Source organism: Bacillus sp. 22475, assembly GCF_052044835.1.
Taxonomy (GTDB): Bacteria; Bacillota; Bacilli; order Bacillales; family Bacillaceae_G; genus Bacillus_A; species Bacillus_A cereus.
Window position 1 is genome coordinate 217,736 of the sequence record NZ_JBQENW010000004.1, and the last position, 16,661, is coordinate 234,396.

The following is a 16,661-nucleotide window of genomic DNA, read 5'->3' on the forward strand; positions in this document are numbered from 1 at the left end:
TGTACCATAAAACGTACTATGTTACCTTTAATTCCCGAAGTAAATTCTAATTTTTGAGCCTTCTTTTACTTTAGCTCCCGCTTCTGGTGATTGCTTAATTACTTTCTCTCCATCTCCACTTATATCAAGCTGCAAATCGACGAGTTGTGTTTGTAAGTCTTTCTTTTTCATTCCAATTAAATTCGGAACTTCCACAGTTGGTGTATCGCCCCATTTATATTCTTTCTCAACTTGTTCTTTTCTCGGTTTCACTCCCATAACAGGAAGCGCATCTCGAAGGATATTCCCGACAATTGGAGCTGCTACCACTCCACCAAACTGTGTAACCCCTTTTGGATTATCAACAGCAACATACACAACAATCTCTGGATCATCCGCTGGAGCAAATCCGATAAAAGATACAATATAATTATTCTCTAAATATTTACCATCTTTCACCTTTTGAGCAGTACCCGTTTTTCCACCTACACGATATCCATCAATATAAGCACCTTTACCAGAACCTTTCGCTACAACATTCTCTAATGCATAACGAACTTTTTCTGAAGTTTCCTTGGAAATAACTTTTCTTTTCTCAACAGGTGTCTTTTTACTAACAACTTGATTATTTTTCGGATCAATAAACTCCTTAGCTATATACGGCTGATACAATGTTCCACCATTTACAGCCGCCGCTACAGCTGCTACTTGTTGAATTGGTGTAACAGAAACCCCTTGGCCGAATGAAGTTGTTGCTTGCTCTACTGGACCAACTTTATCTAAATTAAATAAAATCCCACTACCTTCACCTTGCAAGTCAATTCCAGTCTTCTGCCCAAAACCAAAATTACGAATGTATTTAAATAATCGGTCTTTACCAAGGCGATCACCAAGTTCAATAAATCCCGGGTTACATGAGTTTTGAACGACTTCTAAAAACGTTTGACTGCCATGACCTCCTGCTTTCCAGCATTTCAATCTAGCTCCACCGACTTCAGCTGCTCCATCATCATAAAACGTATCCTTCTCTAAGTCTACTAAATTTTCATTCAATGCTGCAGCTAGTGTAATAATCTTAAATGTTGAACCAGGCTCATACGTACTCCACACAGGTAGATTTCTGTTATACACTTCTGGAGAGACACTTTGAAAATCCGCTGGATCAAAACTCGGCCGACTAGACATACCTAAAATTTCACCATTTTTAGGATTCATTGCAATTGCAATCATACCGTCTGGATTATACGTCGACTCCGCAATATTCATTTCTCTTTCCATAATCCTTGTAATACGCGCATCGATTGTTAATCCTAAATTTAAACCGGCTTCTGGTTTTTTGAAATCATCACCAACATTAGGCATCCTTTGCCCTTTCGCATCTGCAAAAAAACGCACATGACCTTTGTCCCCATTTAACTCTTTATCATAATATTTTTCTAGTCCCATAAGACCTTGGTTATCGCTACCTGCAAAACCTAATACATGGGATAAAAAGTTCCCAAATGGATAGTACCGGATAGAATCCTCTGCGATATACACGCCCTTCAAACTTAATCCTCGTACTTCTTTCGCTTTGTCATGTGATATTTTCCTTCCGCCTTTATCTAACCTTACAATCGATTCTTTTTTTGTAATCCTTTTATAAATCTCATCTTTTTCCACACCTAATACTGCAGCTAACTTCTCTGCAGTCTCTGCTGGTTTTTCAATTTGCCTCGGTACAACAAAGACAGTTGGAGCACTTTTATTCGTGGCAAGTTCCACACCATTTCGGTCTAAAATTTTCCCACGTTCGGGTTCAAAAGTAATATTACGACTCCATGAATCTTTCGCACGATCCGTTAACATATTCCCAAGAAAAAATTGCACATATCCAAGACGAATATCGATAATAGTGAAAATAAGTATACCTGATATAAGTATAAAAATAAGTCGTTTTCTAACTGTTACATTTGATACACGCATATCGGAACAAGCCTCCCTTACGCCTAGCTTGTTCCAATATATGCTTGTACTTATTTAATTAGAACTTCTTCTCTTTTACCATTACGGCTTTTCTGCTTCTTGTTGTGGTTCGAGTGGCGGTACGAGTGTGACACCTAATTCTGTACCAGGTTGTAATAATGTTCCTTCCGCCACACTTTGCTCTGTTACGTATCCTGTACCAGAAGGCTTCAAGTTAAGCTGTAATGTCTTCGCTAAATTCATAACATCACGCAGTGCCCATCCTTGTATATTTGGCATTGTAGGCTTATCTCCTACCAAGAAGACTCGGTCGCCTTTCAATGTTTGTTCAGTCGCTTTTGGTACTTGTTGCTGTACTTTCCCTTCACCTAGTACGATTGGACGAAGTTTTGCTTTATCAATTGCTTTCCCCGCTTCAGCCATCGTTTTACCAGTTACATCTGGAACAGTAGTTTGTTGCTCTTTCAGATGTTTTTTCGGATCTTTCACTTCATTTGGCTTAATCTTTAAATACTCTAAACTATTTTTTGTTACATATTTAAAAATATCAGCTAAAGGCTGTGCACCGTTCTCATCATCTTTTAATTTCGGCTGTTTAACAGCTACATACACAACAAGTTGTGGGTCGTCCATTGGTGCCATACCTAAGAATGAGAATATATAATTCTGTCTTCCTGTCATATAGCCGCCTTTTCCATCCGGAATTTGCGCTGTCCCTGTTTTACCACCAACTGAATATCCATCAATTTTATAAGCTGTCCCTGTACCTTTCGGAGATGTAACAACACGTTCTAATAACTGTCTTACTTGCGCTGCTGTTTCCTTTGTAACAGGTTTTCCTACTTCTTCTGGCTTATGTTCTAATTTTACTTTCCCTGTTATCGGATCTACAATTTTATCAATTGCATAAGGTTTCATCATTTTTCCATCATTTGCAATGGCCGTTGCAGCTTGTACAAGCTGAATGGGTGTTACAGTGGAACCTTGTCCAAAAGCTGTTGTCACTTGTTGTATTTGCTGATCAAATAAAATTGTATTCGATCCTTCACCTGATAAATCAATGTTCGTTTTTTCATCTAATCCAAAACTATGAATATATTTCCGGAAACGTTCTGGACCAAGTTTTTGATCTCCTAAAATTGCAAACGCTACGTTTGAAGAGCGCTCTACCCCTTCATCAAACGTGATAGAGCCCCAACCAGCACCGCCGTTATGATCTTTTATTTTCCTATTTCCGACTTGATATGTCCCGGACTGATAATAATCTTGCCCTTTGTACACACCTTCATTAATAGCTGCCGCTAACGTGAAAATTTTCATTGTTGATCCAGGTTCAAATGCATTGGCAATTGCGTCATTGAAGAAATATTTAATTTGACGATCATTAGGGTCATAACTAGGTTTAGTAGACATCGCTAATATTTTTCCGGTTTTCGGATCTGCAACAATCCCTATTAAACTTTCTGGCTCATATTGCTTACTTGCTGCTTTCATCGCGTCTTCTAAATAACTTTGGACACGTTGATCAATTGTTAAATAAGCGTTATCTCCATTTTTAGGTGCCTTTACATTAACTTTTCCACCATCAAGGGATACACCTTTACGATCACCTGTATATGCTACTTCTCCATTAGAAGCACTTAAGTATTTATCCAAGCTTTTTTCTATGCCAAATTGACCTACAGATGTTCCATTCTCATTTGGTTTTGCATGACCTATGACGTAAGATGCAAAATCACCGTTTGGATACACCCTTGCATTTTCTGTAATAAAAGATATTCCCGGCAACTTCAACGCTTCTATTTGTTCCTTCTTTTCTTTCGTCAAATCCTTGCCTAACGTTCCAAATTCGACTTGACTTCTACCTTCCTTATTTAAAGAAGCTAAAATATCCTCTTCGCCTTTTCCAAGTACTCCTGCAATTTTCTTTGCAGTATCTTCTTTATTCTCAACAGAGTTAGCACCTTTTAGCGCAGCTACTATTTTATAAGAGTTTGCGTCTTGTGCTAACACATGACCGTTTTGATCATAAATGGTTCCTCGGTTCGCTTCAAGAACTCCTTTTTTACTATGCTTTTGTTTAGCAAGTGCATCTAAATCCTGATTATGAACTGTTCCTGTTGATTGTATGTAAAAAAATCGGGCTAATAACAGCAAAAAGAGCAGGAGGAAAAATATCATAAAATAACCTGCTCCCTTATTGGTATGAAATTTAGTCATATTCTTCTTCATCGTTCCTTCACACCTATTGCCTTATTTGAGGCCTTTCACATTATTCGCATTAATTTCTAGCCCGTGTTTTTTTGCAACTTCAGCGATTCGTTCATAGCGACTTAACTTCTCTACTTCAGCTTGTAATTCTTGATTTTCTTTTTGCTGCTGTACAATTTTTTCTTCTATCGTCGCTGCTTCTACATTAACTTGATAAAGGCCTGCTTTATTTCCAATAAACGCGACACAGGCATACAATAAAAAGCCAATAAACGCTACATACAACAGTTTTTCGATTCTTGTAATTTTCGCTTTAACCTTCGGCTTAGCCATCTGCTGTGGGGGCGTTTGAATTTGCACCTCTTCTTGCGCTTGTTGTTTGTACTTTACAGCTAAATTAGTCATACCTCTCTCTCCCTTTTATCGTTTTTCAGCGATTCTCAACTTCGCAGAACGCGCACGATTATTTTCTTCTAGCTCTATATCAGAAGGTAAAATCGGTTTTCTTGTAATAAGCTTTAATTTCGGCTTAAATTCATCAGGAATAATCGGTAATCCTGGCGGCAATTGTGGCGTTGTACTATTTCGCTTAAACGTTGTTTTACAAATACGATCTTCTAATGAATGGAATGTTATAACACTAACCCTTCCACCTGGCTTAACCATCTCAATAGCAGATTCCAATGCTTCTTCAAATACTTTTAATTCATCATTTACAGCTATACGAATTGCCTGAAACACTCGCTTAGCAGGATGCCCACCCGTTCTACGAGCAGGAGCCGGAATACCTTCTTTAATTAGCTCTACTAATTCTCCTGTCGTTTCAATAGCTTTATTCTCACGATAAGCTTCAATTTTTCTTGCAATTTGTTTTGAAAATTTCTCTTCACCGTATTGGAAGAAAATCCTTACAAGTTGTTCATATGACCAGCTATTTACAACATCATACGCTGTTAATGGGGCATCTTGATCCATCCGCATATCTAGCGGTGCATCATGATGATAACTAAAGCCTCGTTCTGGTGTATCTAATTGTGGGGATGAAACACCTAAATCAAATAAAATACCGTCTACTTCTGTTATACCTATTTCCTGCAGCTTTTCAGCTAAATAACGGAAGTTACTCTTTACTGTTATAAACTGTTCACCGTATGAAGAGAACTTTTCTTTCGCGTTTTGAATCGCTATCTCATCTTGATCAAACGCTATTAATTTTCCACCTTCAGTTAATTGGGATAATAAATAAGAACTATGTCCTCCTCCCCCCAGTGTACAATCTACATATGTACCATCTGGCTTTATATCTAAGCCGTCTACTGTTTCCTTTAAAAGAACTGTTACGTGTTTAAACATTGTTGCACCTACTCTTTTTCCAATTAATTATGTTGAATGTATCCCTTTCTCTAAACACATATTTCACGCTTAGAGAATGAAACAATACGAAAGAACGACTCATTTAACTTACCAACAAAGGCAACATACTATACAAATCGCTATTTTCTTTTATTATATACTAAATTTTATCATCTTTTGCGGGAATTTAAATAAAAAACTGTCGAAAAAGCGAATAATACGTTTACATTTTGTGCTATTTTGTCATATATTTAAGTATCCAACACAATTACCATATCCAACACTTTTGATTGACAATTCAGAAAAAAATCACTTCACAGTAAATTCAACGGAATAAAAATAAAATCCTGCTCCAAAGAGCAAGATTTTATAGTTTTATAACATGATGTTTTCCGTCCCAAGAAAAAGGGTTTTCCATTACACGATCAACGAAATCCAAACCAAACTGATTTAAATAATAACATACATTCCACACACGTTCTTGCGGTGCACCTAATGGACGAAGTGCAAATTGTATACGGCGGAATTTATTTAGCTGAACCTCATACTTTTTCGCAACATTTCTTTTCAACATTCTTTCCAGCAGTTCAATTTGTTCATTAATTTTCAATTCGTTTTTCCCTGCAAACGCACCTAACCCTGGCTCTATTTTCTTTACAAATTGCTGTAAAGATGTATGAATATCGGCAATTTCTTTTTTCGCCTTTTCAAAATGATCATCAATCGGTTCCTCTATTTGATTAGACAACCAGTTTTCACGCAATTTATCGACATCATTTAAAAACGGATCACTTTCTCTCAATTGCAGATCAAATAAATCTGTCGCTATATCTCTCTCCACATAAGTAATTGTAAGACGAGGAACGACAGGTGGCATTTGAAAACCGACAGTATGGAATACTTGTTGTAATTCACTCCAATAAGCTAATTCTCCTGGACCTCCAATAAATGCGAGCGTAGGAAATACATACTCTTGCATAAGAGGACGTGTTACAACATTATTACTAAAACGTGCCGGATTTCTCTCCATCTCTTCAATCAACTCTTCGTATGAAAAGGAATGCGCCCCATCCCTTCCAACAAACTTACCTTGTTGATCTTCAAGCAATACTCGTTCATTATCTATTTCCATGAATATATGCACTGCATGAGACTTCGTTTCAATAATCGGTTTGTATCCTAGTTCTTTAATTACTTCCTGCTGATTACGAAGCCCCTCTTGTACCTCTTTATACTTACTTATAATTCGCTTAAAAAATGGAATTTCTAACTTTCTTAATTCAGGATGATGTGAATCAACAAGGATTAAACCAGAATTAGCAAAGATTTTCGTAATAAGATGAGCAAAGAAATCTACATACGTATTCGATTTTTTCAAAGCATCATCAACAAATTTTAATACATCCTTTGTAAAATTGGTTTCTGGGTATGTTTTAAAAATCTCTTCAATCCAATTTCTACAATCTTCAACAGAAAGTTCAGACTCAGAAGCACTCGCCTTTTTCGGATTACGGTCATAAAAAATAGTTTTTTTCACCTTTTTATTTTTCGCTACAAAAGTATGGTTAATCTCATCCATATCATGGTCTTCACCCGCAATCCAGAAGACAGGGACAACTTTAACTCCTAAACTTTTTTCCTTTTCCTTTGCAAGCTGTAAAATTGAAATAACTTTATGAATTGTATAAAGCGGTCCAGTTAATAACCCCGCTTGTTGTCCAGCTATAACAACATATGTATTTTCATCTCCAAGCGCTTTTACATTTTGAAGTGTAGATTCTCCCGCTTGTAATTTTGTATTATATTCTAATAAATGCGCTACTAAATCTTGGCGGAAAAACTCCCTTTCACGCAAATCATGTAAACGTTGTTTAAAAGCATCTTCTGTTAACATATAATCAAAACATGACTGTATCTCTTTTTTACCGTTCATATAGTCCGCTACAACACCTTGTTGCGGAACAGAGATTTCTTTTATCTCCATATAATTCTTCCTTTCGTATCCAGTTCTCTCACCAATCCACATTGTAGTCAATGTTTCACGTAAAAGCAAAGAATAACACTTATACTCTTGTTTCTAACCCTTTTATTGCATCGAACAAAAATTGAAGTGTTGGAACTGGTCGTTGCTGTTTCTTAGCCTCTTCTAATACATACCCAACAATCGCATTAATTTCCGTCTGTCTATTCGCTCTTACATCCGCTAACATAGAGGATGTATTACGAGACGTTCCTTCACACACATTTCGTACCATTTGCCATACCATTTCTTTTTCTCCTCTAATAAGAAATGCGACCTCCTGAAACACTTGCTCCATCATTTGATAAAAAAAACGATTCGTGATTAATTCACCATTCTTAACTCCCAATAACGCTGTCAACGGATTGATACATACATTTACTACTAATTTTTTGCGCATAATCTCTTCCCAATCTGTTTCTATTTGAACTGGAAAATAAGCAACCGGAAAAGAATGAAATATTTTTTTAAAATGTATAGATTGGCCACAAACCACTCCAAATCTCGTTACACCTACTCCAGTATGATGAACGATGTGCCCTCCCTCTTTTTTCGCACCATGTTCTACAATACCAACAGCTATATTTTCACTCCCTATTTGCAGCATCTTTCGAAGATGCGACATTCCGTTTTGCAAAAAGATTAATGATGATGCACCTTCCACAAACGGTAGTATGTCATCTATATGATATTGCTTCACAGCAATAAATATATAATCTAAATTTTGCGCTACCATACTTTCTATCGGTAAAACAGCTGGATATACTGTTTCACATCTTCCATCTCTAATACAAGTTACACCTGTTTCATTTAACTCTTCAGCTTGCTTAGCTGTTCTTGTAAACAACGTAACATCTTGGTTACTTTTTTGTAAATAAAATGTATACAATAGACCAATAGCACCTGGTCCGACAATTCCAATTTTCATTTTCACACAAGGGATTCACATTAAGCGCCCTTGCCTCCCCCCTTTTTTATATCTTTTTAAAGTACATAAGCACACCCTATAATTTCGTTGTCCTCTGCCAAACAAATACACTCTCACTTTTCACTATGTATATACTGCCTATTAATACACTTATACTCTTAGTTTAGCAAATCCTCAAAAAAATAATAAAAGAAATATACTATCTTCTTCATAAAAATAAAAAAATGAGTTATACTATTATTATAAATATTTTTACTTTTCTGCATTCAACGAGATAAGAAAAGGATGTGATGTAATGGGATTCCCAAAAGTTGAGCGCTTGCTCATCAATTATAAAACGTTAGATGAATTCAAAAAATTTAAAGGGTGCGGAGCCCAGGAACTATCTATGCTGGAAGAATTGCAAGCAAACATTATTGAAAACGACAGTGAATCTCCATTTTACGGTATTTATTATGGCGGATCACTAATCGCACGTATGAGTCTATATATGAAAAGAAACGGCGGAGAACCATTCGAAATTACAGGTCCTTACCTAGAACTTTATAAACTTGAAGTATTACCAACTTTTCAAAAACAAGGATTCGGACAAATGCTTGTAAATCATGCGAAACAACTGCAATTTCCTATTAAAACGATAGCGCGTATTCATTCAGCTGGTTTTTGGGATAAATTAAATTTCAGCCCCGTATCAGTAACTGATGGAGATTTTTATATTTGGCATCCAGAAACAAATTTGAATGCGGTTACAAATGAAGAATCGGCTTAAGAAATAAAAAAACAGCTGTATAACAGCTGTTTTTTATTTCTTAAGCTTCTCTAACTTCTCAGTCGAGCGAGCATTGTTTCTTTCCGCTACCATTACACTTCTTTTTTGATCGATATAATCAAGCAATGTCCTATACTCTTCCTCATATACTGATAATCGCTCCAGAAGACGCTCTCTTTCTGTTTGTAATGATTCAACTTGTTGTTGCAACACCGTTAAAGAGTTTTCATCTTTATAATTTTGCAAGAAATCAATAACATCATTCAACGTAATTGACGTAGGTTCTAACACTTTTGTCTCTTTTACTTCATAATTTTCTACTTTACGAAGTTGCTTCGCTTCCTCAATACGTTCTTTATATTGCTTTCTTACGTAAGAATTCCATCTAAATCCACATGCTGCTGGTGTACGAGATAAATTTTTCCCCACTTCCTTAAAGGCAGAAAGTTGTGTTCCACCTTCTCGAATATGCCGGAGTACTACTTCTGCCAGAAGCAAATCTTCATCATCAGTCCAAGCATCTTGTCTTGTTGTCGCCATTTCTCTAGTCCTCCCTATGCATTTTTTATTAAGCATATGCAGTTACTAGAAAAGATAGAATACAACAACTAAAGATTAAGACAAAAAAAATAAACGCAGAAGATATCTTCTGCGTTTATTTTCCCGCAATTACTTGCTGATTACTTCTTTACCTTTGTAAGTACCGCATGCTTTACATACACGGTGAGCTAATTTCGCTTCACCACAGCTTGGGCACTCTACCATACCAGGTACTGATAATTTGAAATGCGTACGACGCTTTCTTTTTACTGTTTTAGAAGTTCTTCTAAAAGGTACAGCCATTCTTCCCACCTCCTTAAAAGAAATAGTTATTTTCATATGAAGGCCTGAACCAGTCTTCCGATTATTTGTCAAAAAACTTTGCAAGTCCTGCCAATCTTGGATCAACAGTCTTTTCTTTGTCTTCTTCCGAAATCACTTGCCAGTCTTGACCTTGCGTCGGTGCTCCACCAGAAACATCATCACTGAAAATTTGCATTGGAATCTCCAAAAGTATATTTTCCTTGATTACGGGCAGTAAGTCAAGTACTTCTCCTTCTAAACAATGAATTTCAGCTTCAGTTTCAAATTCTTCTTGTGAAGTTTGGAACACCTCAGTTGTTTTAATGTCAAATGGTAATGTCACATCTACTAAAGAGCGAGAACATGGTAAAACCATGCTTCCAGTTATATGTAGATGAAACGTAAACTTACCGGAGCCAAAATCAACTCTTCCCGTTACATGAACAGGATTAATTTCACGAATATCTTTCTCGACCTCTTTTAGCTCACTTACATCTACCATCTCATCCAATGTCAATCCTTTATTTCTCAATTTATTCAATTGATGGATGGACCATTTCATATCATATCACCTCAAGGCAACAAACAAAATTATAGCTAGCCATTTTATATTTGTCAATGTTTTTTCTTTACACTATAATGAAGTCATCATAGTAAATAATATATAGAGTATCACGTTTTTCAAAAAGATGCTACATCGAAAGGAGAGATTACCATAAAAGCTGGTGGTATTGTTGTTGAATATAACCCTTTTCATAACGGTCATCTTTATCATGTGCAACAGACAAAAAAGTTAACACAATCCGATATAATAATTGCCGTTATGAGTGGTCCTTTTTTACAGCGTGGTGAGCCCGCACTCATTTCCAAATGGTATCGCACTAAAATGGCCTTAGCAAACGGCGTAGACCTTGTTGTAGAGCTTCCATACGTCTTTGCAACACAAAAGGCTGAAACCTTCGCAAATGGTGCTATTTCCATTTTAAATGCCCTACATGTTTCTGAAATTTGTTTCGGTAGTGAGGATGGACAAATCGAAAATTTTTATAATACCATCTCCGTACAAAAAAACGAAGAAGAGACTTTTAACTGCCTTGTAAAACAATTCATGGACGCTGGCAATAGTTATGCAAAAGCAACATCGGATGCTTTTTCACACATTTTAACATCCGAAAAAAACATAGATATGTCACAACCAAATAATATTTTAGGCTTCCAATACATTAAAGCAATTCTGTCACAAAATAGCTCTATACAAGCTCAAACTATAAAAAGATTCGCCTCTCATTATCATGATGAAACATTTAATGACCAACATATTGCAAGCGCGACAAGCATTCGAAAACAACTCTTTAGCGAAGAAGGATCATTTACAACAATTGAACCTTTTCTCCCACAGGCAACCGCTTCGCTTTTAGCAAATTACAAACAAAACTACGGGATATTACATAATTGGGAACAATACTTTTCATTTTTTAAATATAAACTCATGACGATGTCTCCAGGGGACTTACGACATATATATGAAATAGAAGAAGGTTTAGAGCATCGTATTTTATCAAAAATACAAAACAGTTCCTCCTTCTATTCATTCATGGAAGCATTAAAAACAAAACGTTATACATGGACTAGATTACAAAGAGCTTGTACACACATTTTAACAAACACAACAAAAGAGGAAATACGTAGCGCAAATATAGAACAACATGCACCATATATCCGCCTGCTAGGCATGTCACAAAAAGGGCAAACTTACCTTTCAAAAAACAAGAAAAAAATCGAACTTCCAATCCTTACTCATACAAAAACATTTGACCATGCTGCTTTAGATATAGAGAAAAAAGCAACCTCTGTATATTTCTCCATCATGCACGAACCGTTACGCACGCAACTATTAAAACAAGACATAACACACCATCCTATTCGCTATGATGAAACAACTACAAAATTTCTATAAAAAACCTCTCTATTTCAGAGAGGTTTTTTCTTTATCCATCTTTTCTAAATATGTTAATGCATCATCTAGCGTATCCACTGGTACAATTTTCATTTTTGTTTTAATATCCTTTGCAGTCTCAAGTGCATCTTTATAGTTCGATTTCTCCGCACCTTTTTCATTTGGCGCAAAGAACACTTCAGCCCCGGCATCGCTAGCAGCCACCACTTTTTGATTTATACCACCAATCGGGCCAACTTCTCCTTTTTCATTTATCGTACCTGTTCCAGCTATTTCATGTCCTTTTGTTAAGTCTTCTTCCACAAGTTGATTATATATTTCTAATGTGAACATTAAACCTGCGGATGGTCCACCAATTTCATGAGAATTAATTTTCACTTTCGGATCGACCAATAATTCTCTTTCCGTAACGATAGAAACACCTATACCGACACGTCCATTCCCATTAGGAATCGTCTTTACATTTAAATTTTCTTTCAATTGTTTTCCATTTCTCATGTACTCAATACTTACAGCATCGCTTTCTTTTTTCCCAGTCATATATTCAATAAATTGCTCCGTCTTTTCAAATGTTTTTCCATCAACAGCTATAATAACATCACCAAGCTTAAGCTTTCCTTCTGACGGCATTCCTTTTGCCACACCAGCAACTAATACACCTTTATTTTCAAAAGAAACGGAGCGATTTGCACGTTTATATGCATTATAAATTGCTGCATTTTGTGAATCTTTCATCGCATAATTTTGGCGAAATTGATATTCTTCATCACTCTCACCTTTTTGCAATATTTCTTCCGCTTTTGAAATATGTGTATATTTATTAAACTGTGCCGCTATTAAATTCACCACATTTGCTGGTCCCATTGAAACCGTAACAAGCATAAAATCACCAGATTCTTTCGTTCCACCCTCAACTTGAACGTAAGGCTCTAATTTGGCAGCCATTCCTGGTTTTGTTACATAATACGGTAAACGCACGTAAACAAGTAACATCGCCAATATAACCCCTATTAAGATTGCATATATAAACCGAAAACGCTTAAACATTATGTTTCTCCTTCCACTGCTCAATTAATAAATAAATATTTGTAACATGTTTTTCCGCTTCTACTTCTCCAACTCGAATAATGTCTTCAATGTTTGTAAAAGCACGTGAACTAAATTGCTCTACAGCTGGTCGCATCATTAAATCCGATGCAATTTGCCGATTCATTACAAGCTCATGCTGCATAATTTCAATACTTTGCATGATTACGTCATAAATAGACGTAACATCGCCATTCACCTTAATTGGAGATACATCAACAGCGATAACAATATCGGCCCCTAACTCTTTCACAACCGATACTGGGATGCGATCAATAACTCCACCATCCACTAATAATCGTCCATCTATTTTTTCTGGTACAAACACTCCAGGAACAGATATGCTAGCCCTCACCGCATCTGCAACTGACCCACTTGTAAAAACCACTTTTTCCCCCTTCAATATGTCAGTAGCCACAACAGCCGTCGGGATATCTAACTCTTCTAAATTTTTATTATATGTAAACATTTTAATCATATCTTTGACACGTTTTCCAGCAATAAATCCCATTTTCGGTACCGTGAAATCTAAATAATACTTCCGCTTGAAAACAGATGCCAATTTATACAATCTTTCAACGTTACTACTTGCCGCATAAAACGTACCTATTAGCGCCCCCATACTACTTCCTGCAATCATATGAATAGGGATACCCGCTTCCCTTAAAACCTTTATTACACCAATATGAGCAAACCCTTTCGCTCCTCCAGACCCAAGTGCTAAACCAATCTTTGGTTCTTTCATTTTTCTCACCCTTTATTTTTTTTCATTCCTTTTTCATACTTATGGTCTAAATTCACTACGTATCCACGTATACTGAAATGAACGTTTTTTGGGACAAAGGGGGATTTACTTACATGTATGAAAAATGGAAAACCGCTTTCCTTACCATATCAACGCTTTTTTTAACCTTTTCTCTTGTACTCCACCCCCAAGCAGCTTTACAAGCTTCTATTCGCGGGTTAAATATATGGTGGGAAGTTGTATTCCCTTCACTACTACCGTTTTTCATCATTGCGGAACTTCTAATTAGTATCGGTGTTGTAAAATTTATTGGCGTTATATTAGAACCACTCATGCGCCCACTTTTTCGCGTTCCAGGGATAGGTGGATTCGTTTGGGCAATGGGAATGGCTTCAGGTTTCCCTGCAGGCGCCAAACTAAGCGCTAGACTACGAAAAAGCAACCTTTTAACTCAGATTGAAGCGGAGCGCCTCGTTTCTTTCACAAATTCTTCTAATCCACTTTTTATTTTCGGTGCTGTGTCTATCGGTTTTTTTAATAATCCGAAATTAGGGATTATATTAGCGGCTGCCCATTATTTAAGTAACTTTGCTGTCGGATTAATTATGCGTTTTTACGGCCATAATACCGCTTACAAAAATAATACACACACTACAAAAAAACGCCGCTTTCAAAACCCTTTTTTAATTCTTCACGAGACACGCTTACAAGAAAAAAGACCAATCGGTAAATTACTTGGGGATGCTATCGTTTCTTCTATTCAAACATTACTTATGATTGGCGGATTTATTATTTTATTCTCTGTGTTAAATAAAATGATTACTGTATTCCACATCACAGCAGCTCTTTCTTTTATTATGCAACATATTTTATCATTCTTCCAACTAAGTACAGATTTTAGTATACCTATATTATCAGGTGTTTTCGAAATGACACTCGGAAGCCAAATGATTAGTCAAATAAATGAAACACCCCTCTTACAACAAGCTATGGTAACAAGCTTCATTTTAGCATTTAGCGGTCTTTCTATTCAGGCACAAGTTGCTAGCATATTAGCTGAAACAGACATCCGATTTAAACCCTATTTTTTCGCACGAATTATTCAAAGTATTCTTGCCCCTATTTTTACATTTATATTTTGGACACCATTTTATGAGAAAGTAAGTTCTTTCTCACCTATGCAAAAAGATATTCCTGTATTTTTATCCAAGCATCCTTCTATACTACATGAAATTTGGACATCTTTTATACATTACGGACCAATTTTCACATTATTTTGTCTATATTTATATGTTATTTTATTATTTTTTCGCACGTATAAAGAAAAACCCCGTTCACTTTAACGGGGTTTGAAACTTTTCTTTTAAAGCACGCTCTACAATAGGAGGCACAAGATCTACTACACTTCCTCCATACCTCGCAACTTCTTTCACAATACTCGAGCTTAAAAATGAATATTGGTTGTTTGTCATAATAAAAAATGTTTCAATATTTTCATCTAATTTTCGATTCATAGAAGTAATTTGCATCTCATATTCAAAATCAGAAACTGCTCGTAAACCACGTAATATTGCATTTGCATTACGCATTTTTGCATACTCTACTAACAGCCCACTATGCGAATCTACTTTTACATTCGGGATATCCTTTGTCGCTTCTCGAATTAGTTCTAATCGCTCTTCAACTGAAAAGAATGGTTTTTTAGATGAATTGTTTAAAACGACTACGTACACCTCATCAAATACTTTTGCTCCCCTTTTAATAATATCCAGATGCCCAAGGGTAATTGGATCAAAACTTCCTGAAGAAATAGCTATACTTGTCATTCTGTCCCCTCACCTTCATACTTATAAATCGATATTGCAGTAATCCCATAATTCTCAGCTCGTACTTTTACAAGCTTTCCTATTGAATCAGGTAAAACCACATCATTACCATGCTCTGCCATAATTAATCCATCACTATGTAGCAATCCATGTTGATCCATTACACTAATTAAAGATACAATTTTTTGCTCTTTATATGGTGGGTCTATTAATATAAGATCGAATGACATTTCACGTTTTATAAGCGCCTTTACTGCACGTTCCGCATCATTTCGATATACTTCAGCTTGTTCCTGTATTCTACAACTTTCTAAATTTTGATGAATTACTTTTATCGCTTTACTATCCCTATCAACAAAAATCGCTTTATCGATCCCTCTGCTCAAAGCCTCAATTCCAAGGCCACCACTACCACCAAATAAATCAAGGGCGATACCACCATCAAAATAAGGACCTATCATATTAAAAATAGATTCTTTTACTTTATCTGTCGTTGGACGTGTTGTATTACCAGGAACCGCTTTAAGTGGGTGTCCTTTACATTTTCCTGAAACTACTCTCATCTGTTGTCACTACCTTTATTTCAATCTATCGAGCGATTATAGAAAGCCATTCCCACTTCGGTAACCGTTAACAAATTACATTCACCAAAATATTAGAAAACTCAGCATCAAATAACCACTCATTATTTTTATGTATTCATCTCATCATTCACTAATATGAATCCAATATGTATATTAGTTCCACTTTATCTTTTTTATCCTATCACAAAATAAAAAAAAGAAAAATAAAAAGCCTGACATAAAATTTAATTTCATTATGTATATCTTCATTTAGATTGGACATAAATAATTATAACAACATCACCTTCGATGTTGTTGCCAACCGCGGAGAAGACTTACGTTTCCCCATAAGTTCTTCCTCCGGTTTCTCCTCTCCCTTTGCCTTCTTACTAGTACATGCTAGTATAAGAAGGGCC

General features: G+C 36.1%; 16 protein-coding genes. 3 read left to right on the forward strand and 13 right to left on the reverse strand.

Annotation, left to right across the window (positions count from 1 at the left end; genetic code table 11):
* Nucleotides 1-27: 27 nt before the first annotated feature.
* The 6 genes from ACTJJY_RS09600 to panE form a co-directional block, all read right to left on the reverse strand.
* Nucleotides 28-1,944: a stage V sporulation protein D gene (locus ACTJJY_RS09600; RefSeq protein ID WP_001266235.1), complete on the reverse strand. Its 1,917-nt coding sequence runs from the start codon at nucleotides 1,942-1,944 to the stop codon at nucleotides 28-30.
* An 81-nt stretch (nucleotides 1,945-2,025) separates the two neighbouring features.
* Nucleotides 2,026-4,176 carry a penicillin-binding protein gene (locus ACTJJY_RS09605; protein ID WP_080117117.1) on the reverse strand — a complete coding sequence of 717 codons (2,151 nt, stop codon included), beginning with the start codon at nucleotides 4,174-4,176 and terminating at the stop codon, nucleotides 2,026-2,028.
* A gap of 21 nt (nucleotides 4,177-4,197) precedes the next feature.
* Complete coding sequence (ftsL, locus tag ACTJJY_RS09610) at nucleotides 4,198-4,560, reverse strand: cell division protein FtsL (RefSeq protein WP_000182804.1); 363 nt, start codon at nucleotides 4,558-4,560, stop codon at nucleotides 4,198-4,200.
* Nucleotides 4,561-4,575: 15 nt separating this feature from the next.
* Complete coding sequence (gene rsmH / locus ACTJJY_RS09615) at nucleotides 4,576-5,508, reverse strand: 16S rRNA (cytosine(1402)-N(4))-methyltransferase RsmH (RefSeq protein ID WP_000472508.1); 933 nt, start codon at nucleotides 5,506-5,508, stop codon at nucleotides 4,576-4,578.
* A 367-nt stretch (nucleotides 5,509-5,875) separates the two neighbouring features.
* Nucleotides 5,876-7,492 carry a bacillithiol biosynthesis cysteine-adding enzyme BshC gene (bshC, locus tag ACTJJY_RS09620; protein ID WP_440605427.1) on the reverse strand — a complete coding sequence of 539 codons (1,617 nt, stop codon included), beginning with the start codon at nucleotides 7,490-7,492 and terminating at the stop codon, nucleotides 5,876-5,878.
* 79 nt (nucleotides 7,493-7,571) lie between these two features.
* Nucleotides 7,572-8,456: a 2-dehydropantoate 2-reductase gene (gene panE / locus ACTJJY_RS09625; protein WP_440605428.1), complete on the reverse strand. Its 885-nt coding sequence runs from the start codon at nucleotides 8,454-8,456 to the stop codon at nucleotides 7,572-7,574.
* Between the two features lie 295 nt (nucleotides 8,457-8,751).
* Here panE and ACTJJY_RS09630 point away from each other — a divergent pair, with 295 nt between their 5' ends.
* On the forward strand, nucleotides 8,752-9,225 hold the full coding sequence (locus ACTJJY_RS09630) for an N-acetyltransferase (RefSeq protein WP_000506690.1): 474 nt from the start codon (nucleotides 8,752-8,754) through the stop codon (nucleotides 9,223-9,225).
* A 33-nt stretch (nucleotides 9,226-9,258) separates the two neighbouring features.
* On the opposite strand, the gene ACTJJY_RS09635 is transcribed toward ACTJJY_RS09630, so the two are convergent.
* From ACTJJY_RS09635 to ACTJJY_RS09645, 3 genes are all read right to left on the reverse strand, one after another.
* Complete coding sequence (locus ACTJJY_RS09635; protein ID WP_000246469.1) at nucleotides 9,259-9,765, reverse strand: RsfA family transcriptional regulator; 507 nt, start codon at nucleotides 9,763-9,765, stop codon at nucleotides 9,259-9,261.
* A 129-nt stretch (nucleotides 9,766-9,894) separates the two neighbouring features.
* Nucleotides 9,895-10,068 (reverse strand): 50S ribosomal protein L32, encoded by a 174-nt coding sequence (gene rpmF / locus ACTJJY_RS09640; protein WP_001984764.1) that lies wholly within the window; start codon nucleotides 10,066-10,068, stop codon nucleotides 9,895-9,897.
* Nucleotides 10,069-10,129: 61 nt separating this feature from the next.
* The gene (locus ACTJJY_RS09645; protein ID WP_000872146.1) at nucleotides 10,130-10,630 is read right to left on the reverse strand and encodes a YceD family protein; all 501 of its coding nucleotides are present in this window, start codon (nucleotides 10,628-10,630) and stop codon (nucleotides 10,130-10,132) included.
* Between the two features lie 213 nt (nucleotides 10,631-10,843).
* On the opposite strand from ACTJJY_RS09645, the gene ACTJJY_RS09650 reads away from it, so the two are divergent.
* On the forward strand, nucleotides 10,844-12,025 hold the full coding sequence (locus ACTJJY_RS09650; protein ID WP_440605429.1) for a nucleotidyltransferase: 1,182 nt from the start codon (nucleotides 10,844-10,846) through the stop codon (nucleotides 12,023-12,025).
* A 9-nt stretch (nucleotides 12,026-12,034) separates the two neighbouring features.
* Here the strand turns inward: ACTJJY_RS09650 and ACTJJY_RS09655 are convergent, their stop codons facing one another.
* Both ACTJJY_RS09655 and ACTJJY_RS09660 read right to left on the reverse strand, forming a co-directional pair.
* The gene (locus ACTJJY_RS09655; RefSeq protein WP_440605430.1) at nucleotides 12,035-13,072 is read right to left on the reverse strand and encodes a SepM family pheromone-processing serine protease; all 1,038 of its coding nucleotides are present in this window, start codon (nucleotides 13,070-13,072) and stop codon (nucleotides 12,035-12,037) included.
* Nucleotides 13,065-13,856, reverse strand: a complete 792-nt coding sequence (locus ACTJJY_RS09660) for a patatin-like phospholipase family protein (RefSeq protein WP_440605431.1) — start codon at nucleotides 13,854-13,856, stop codon at nucleotides 13,065-13,067. Before ACTJJY_RS09660 ends, ACTJJY_RS09655 begins: the two co-directional genes overlap by 8 nt.
* Nucleotides 13,857-13,969: 113 nt before the next feature.
* On the opposite strand from ACTJJY_RS09660, the gene ylbJ reads away from it, so the two are divergent.
* Nucleotides 13,970-15,199: a sporulation integral membrane protein YlbJ gene (ylbJ, locus tag ACTJJY_RS09665; RefSeq protein WP_000273089.1), complete on the forward strand. Its 1,230-nt coding sequence runs from the start codon at nucleotides 13,970-13,972 to the stop codon at nucleotides 15,197-15,199.
* Here the strand turns inward: ylbJ and coaD are convergent.
* Together coaD and rsmD are read right to left on the reverse strand one after the other, a co-directional pair.
* Nucleotides 15,191-15,682, reverse strand: a complete 492-nt coding sequence (gene coaD / locus ACTJJY_RS09670) for a pantetheine-phosphate adenylyltransferase (RefSeq protein WP_000200601.1) — start codon at nucleotides 15,680-15,682, stop codon at nucleotides 15,191-15,193. The two genes, ylbJ and coaD, sit on opposite strands and share 9 nt — an antisense overlap.
* Nucleotides 15,679-16,245: a 16S rRNA (guanine(966)-N(2))-methyltransferase RsmD gene (rsmD, locus tag ACTJJY_RS09675; protein ID WP_001266976.1), complete on the reverse strand. Its 567-nt coding sequence runs from the start codon at nucleotides 16,243-16,245 to the stop codon at nucleotides 15,679-15,681. Before rsmD ends, coaD begins: the two co-directional genes overlap by 4 nt.
* Between the last annotated feature and the right edge of the window lie 416 nt (nucleotides 16,246-16,661).